Below are 4590 nucleotides of genomic sequence, written 5' to 3' on the forward strand. Positions count from 1 at the left end.
CACCCCGGGAGGTGTCGCCCACACCGCCCGCCCGAAGGCTGCTCGAACCACTACGGAGGCCGCTGCGACTGCCGTACCCCGCGTGGTCGACCTCACCTCGCGACCGATCTCGATCGCAGGTCACGCGCCCGTACGGTCGAAGAGGACCAGGACTCACGAGCACGAACGGACCGGGACAGTGGAGCACCGCAGCAAGGACCCCTTGATGACCACCTGCACCCGTTGCAGGCACGTCATCGAGCGCACACCACTTCGCTCCGGGGCCTGCCCTGGCTGGCCTTGCCTTGCCCGCCCCCGCCCCGAGGCCGCGGCCCGCCTCGAAGCGCTTCTCCAGCCCGACCCCGGCGCCGCCGGCCCACCGTGGACGCGCACGAGGAATGCGCCGGCCAGTCCGGCAGTGCCGCCGCCACGCAAGCCCCGACGTCTGGCCCGAGTGCGCCCCCGACGCCTCTCCGCCAACGTCCCCGTGCAGGTCATCGCCGCAGCTCTCGGACGCACCCCCAGCCGACACGGTGAACGCGACTGACCCGCGCTTCGAGTTGCAGGGTCAGCCGCTCAAGCGGCGGCAGGCCGTGGTGCGGCCGGCGCCGTGTGGCCCATCGCCCGCTCGATCGAGATCAGGATGACCACCCGCTCCGGGTCGGGAGCGGGCGTTCGGCCGTACCGCTGCCCGTATCGCGTGACGGCATCCTCGACTGCTGCGGCATCCGTGCAGACCTCCGCGGTGCCTTCGAGGGTCGCCCACCGGCCGCCGTCGACCTGACACACCGCGACCCGGGCCAGTCCATCGGCGGCGAGGACGTTGGCCACCTTCCTGCTGGACTTTCGGGTGATGACGCGGGCCACTCCTGCGGCGGCGTCGAGGGTCACGCCGACGGGCACGACGTGGGGTCGACCGTCCGGGCGGAGCGTGGTGAGGGTGCACAGATGGTACTCGGACCAGAACTCGACGTAGCTGTCAGGTTGGCGGGATATCGCATTCAACATGAGTTGAGCGTATAGCGAGGTTTGCGCGGACTGCCCCAGAGTGACTATGGCCACATGCCACCTGATCTGCGCTTCTACGGCACGGGGCCACCAGCAAGGGCGCCCTCACCAGAAGGTTACGGATCGGTAACAGGATGGCTCCTTGATCGCGATTCTTGGCGCGCTCACATCATCAACCAAACGTGCAGCTCAGCGCCTTGATCAAATGATCAGTGGGCGATTTGATGCACTTTGACACCCCAGAGGCACTCATGGGGCATTCAAGTCGATCATGGTCTTTCGCCCAGGGAGTGGCCGGAGCGTCACGTAATGTCCATGGAAGGTCCTCGAAGGCTCCATCGAGGCTCGCCACCTGCGGCGAAGCGCTCTGGAGGGCCAGGCCATGCGCCTGGCCGGAAGCCAAAGGGACGTATGGGTGGGCGGCGCCGCCGCCGCCGACCTCACGGGGACCTGGACAGCGTCTTCACGAGGTGCGGTGTCACCTGGCTCGGGGGAGCCATCACTCGCTTGTCGGAGGTATTACTCACATGCTGTCAGGGAAGGGCCGCCTGGGAACGGCGGGCCCCGGCAAGGTGCCCAAGCAGGGCAGGGTGGGCCTCAGCCGGGTCTTCGGCCGCTGGCGACCAGCGGTGAGCCGGACGGTGGAACGGGATCTGCACAGGCTGATCCGACGTGAGCTCCAAGACCTCGGGGTCACGCCTCCGCTCGACGTGGACAAGCTCTGCGAGGCGCTCAGCCGACGGCGGGGACGGCCTCTGTACCTGCGGGAGGCTCCGCTGCCGAAGCCTGGCCCGTCTGGGATGTGGGTCGAGTACGACGACTACGACGTGATCCTCTACCAGCAGGAGACGACGCGCCTGCACCAGGACCACATCCGGCTCCACGAGATCGGGCACATCCTCGTCGCGGAGAACGAGGAGGCCGCAGCGAAGGCTGCGGCGGAAGCGTCCGGGGACGACTCCGCCGCCGGGACGACCGACGCAACGGCAGTTTTCGTCGAGGGCTGGGCCAGCTTGTTGCCGGTGTTCACCCCCGAGGCAATCAAGCGCGTCGCGCGCCGGTGCTCGTACGACGACGGCGAGGAGTGCTCCGTCGAGCTGGTCGCCACGATCATCCTGGAGTGGTCCTCCGTGCTGGATGGAACCACCCCGTTGTCGGACGACCCCGAGGTCCGCCGCGTGGAAGCAGCTCTCGGTGACCGGCGGGGGTGGCTGTAGCCGTGGAACCTCTGCTCCTGGTGCTGCTGGCCGCTCTGCTGTGGAAGGTCTACCAGCTCAAGCGCTCTCCTCACGATGCACCGCTGCGATCGGTGACGCTCTGCCTGGCCTGCGCGGCGCTGTCGTACCCGGTGACCATGCCCGGCGGGAGTTCCGGCGTCGACATGGTCGCCGGCCACGGGACGGCGAAGCTCATCCAGAATGTGCTGCTGCTCCTGGCGGTCTACTTCCTGATGTGCTTCTACCTCTTCTCCGCCGCTGACGGCGAAGCGAGCCGCGTACGGGCCCGGAAGGAAGCCGTCGTCGTCGCCGTCGTCATCGTCGCGATCACGGTGGCGGCCCTGTCCGTGCCCCACGAGGTCTTCGCCGGCTCGTTCAGCACGGCCGACATGACGATTCCGCAGATCGCCTTCTTCTACGGCGGTGCCGGTCTCTACCTGATGTACGCCCTGGCGATGGCGGCCCGGTGGACGCGCCGCTATGCCCGGATGTCCCGGCGCCCGCACTCCACCGGCCTGTGGATGGCGGCGGCGGGGCTGGGCGCGATGGCCGTGGCCTGCGCGATCCGCGCCGTCATCGTCTCGGTTCGCGCGGCCGGCGTCGAGATCCCCGAGCCGGTGATGGCGCCGGTGGCCTTCCTCCTGGTGGCCTCGATCCTGCTGTTCGCAGCGGGGATCACGTATTCGGGAGCGCGGGCTCGATTCGCCTCCCTGCGGCTGTGGCTCCGGCACCGCCGCGAGCACCGGCGGCTCGCCCCGCTGTGGGAGCTGCTGACCGAGGCGTACCCCGAGAACGTGCTGCGGCCGGCGTCGCCTGCGGTGCTGGACCGGTGGCGGGCACGCGGAGTGCACCGGCGCTACCACCGCCGCATCGTGGAGTGCCGCGACGGCCTGGTGGATATCAGCCCGTACCTGCTCGACGAGGGGGAGAGCGGCGGGCTGCTCGATGTCGACGCCAAGGAACTGGCGGCGCGCCTGCACAAGGCCTCGACCCGGATCGGGGAGGGTGCTCCGGTTCCGCGTCGGGCCGTCCCCCTGGCCATGGCGCTGGGGAGCGACCGGCGCTCGGACGTGAAACAACTGATTGCGGTGTCAGACGCGCTGCGGGACGCAGCGTGACCCTCAACGATCAAGGAGATCAGATGCTGATCACCAGCCGCCGAGTGCTGGTCGCCCCGGGGCAGTACCTGGAGGACGGCGCGCTGCTCATCAAGGGCGACTCGATCGCCGCGGTGGGCCCGCGCGAGGAGATCGAGCAGCAGGCCGGTGCCGATGTTCCCCGAGTCGCCTTCGACGGCACGCTCATGCCGGGGCTGATCGACGCCCACGTCCACCTCGCGTTCGACGGCAGCCCGGACCCGGTGTCGACGCTTGAGAACTCGACGGACGAAGCCCTCTTCGAGGACATGCGCCGGCGGGCAGAGCAGCTTCTCCACAGCGGCATCACAACGGCCCGTGACCTCGGGGACCGCAGCGGCCTCGCGCTGCGACTTGCGGCGACGATCAACGGCGGCCACGTTCCGGGCCCGCGGATCGTGTCAGCGGGCACTCCGCTGACGACGCCGGGCGGGCACTGCCACTTCCTCGGCGGCGAGGTGTCCGGCGAGGACGAGGTGCGCGACCTGGTCCGCCGCAACCTCGCGGCCGGCGCCGGGGTCATCAAGGCGATGGTGACCGGCGGCGGGCTGACGAAGGGCGGCCCGGCGAGCCACGAGAGCCAGTTCACGGCGGATGAACTCGCCGCGCTGGTGGACGAGGCACACAAGGCGGGTGTGCCGGTGGCGGCGCACGCCCACGGGACCGACGGCATCGCCTCGGCTGTCGAGGCAGGCGTGGACACGATCGAGCACTGCACGTGGATGACAGACAACGGCCTCGACCTCCGGCAGGACGTGCTGGCGGAGATCATCGGCCGGGGCATCGCCGTCTGCCCTGCGGTGAGCCCTCACTGGCAGATGCTCCCCCGGATCTTCGGGGAAGCCAGGGCCGCCGCGATGTTCGACCTCGTACGGCAGATGGCGGACGCTGGGGTGCGCCTGGTGGCGGGTACCGACGCCGGGGTCCAGCGTGCCGGTTTCGACGGCCTGGTTCCCGCCTTGGCGTTCTACTCCCACCTGGGCCTGGCGAACAGCTCGATCATCGACATGGCGACGAGCGAGGCAGCTGCCGCTCTCGGGCTGGGGTCGGTGACCGGGCGCGTCGCCCCCGGATTCCGCGCGGACCTCCTGCTGGTCGACGGCGACCCGCTCGCCGACCTCGCCGCGTTGAAGAACATCAAGGCCGTGTTCGCCTCCGGCCGGCGCTACCAGCCGGGGGCTGTCGAGTAGGGCAGCGCACTGACTGTCGCGGGGGCGGCGCGCCGCCGCCCGGGCCGGGCTCCCCCGCGA

At 70.0% G+C, this 4590-nt stretch carries 4 protein-coding genes; 3 read left to right on the plus strand and 1 reads right to left on the minus strand.

The features are described 5' to 3' along the window. Nucleotides 1-555: 555 nt before the first annotated feature. A complete protein-coding gene (locus ACFV61_RS19285) occupies nucleotides 556-987 on the minus strand; it encodes a pyridoxamine 5'-phosphate oxidase family protein (RefSeq protein WP_380492840.1) in 432 nt (143 codons plus the stop codon). A gap of 527 nt (nucleotides 988-1514) precedes the next feature. Between ACFV61_RS19285 and ACFV61_RS19290 the strand changes: the two genes are divergently transcribed. Genes ACFV61_RS19290 through ACFV61_RS19300 form a run of 3 tightly spaced genes read left to right on the plus strand, consistent with a single transcriptional unit; the run spans nucleotide 1515 to nucleotide 4530 of the window. Continuing rightward, a complete protein-coding gene (locus ACFV61_RS19290) occupies nucleotides 1515-2204 on the plus strand; it encodes a hypothetical protein (protein WP_380492842.1) in 690 nt (229 codons plus the stop codon). 2 nt (nucleotides 2205-2206) lie between these two features. After that, nucleotides 2207-3322: an MAB_1171c family putative transporter gene (locus ACFV61_RS19295; RefSeq protein ID WP_380492844.1), complete on the plus strand. Its 1116-nt coding sequence runs from the start codon at nucleotides 2207-2209 to the stop codon at nucleotides 3320-3322. Between the two features lie 23 nt (nucleotides 3323-3345). Then, nucleotides 3346-4530: an amidohydrolase family protein gene (locus tag ACFV61_RS19300; RefSeq protein ID WP_380492846.1), complete on the plus strand. Its 1185-nt coding sequence runs from the start codon at nucleotides 3346-3348 to the stop codon at nucleotides 4528-4530. Nucleotides 4531-4590: the final 60 nt, after the last annotated feature.

This window comes from Kitasatospora sp. NPDC059817 (assembly GCF_042731835.1).
GTDB lineage: Bacteria > Actinomycetota > Actinomycetes > Streptomycetales > Streptomycetaceae > Kitasatospora.

Excerpts from the sequence above, each read along its gene's own strand:
- ACFV61_RS19285 (WP_380492840.1), bottom strand. The coding sequence starts at position 987 with ATGTTGAATGCGATATCCCGCCAACCTGACAGCTACGTCGAGTTCTGG.
- ACFV61_RS19290 (WP_380492842.1), top strand. The coding sequence starts at position 1,515 with ATGCTGTCAGGGAAGGGCCGCCTGGGAACGGCGGGCCCCGGCAAGGTG.
- ACFV61_RS19300 (WP_380492846.1), top strand. The coding sequence starts at position 3,346 with ATGCTGATCACCAGCCGCCGAGTGCTGGTCGCCCCGGGGCAGTACCTG.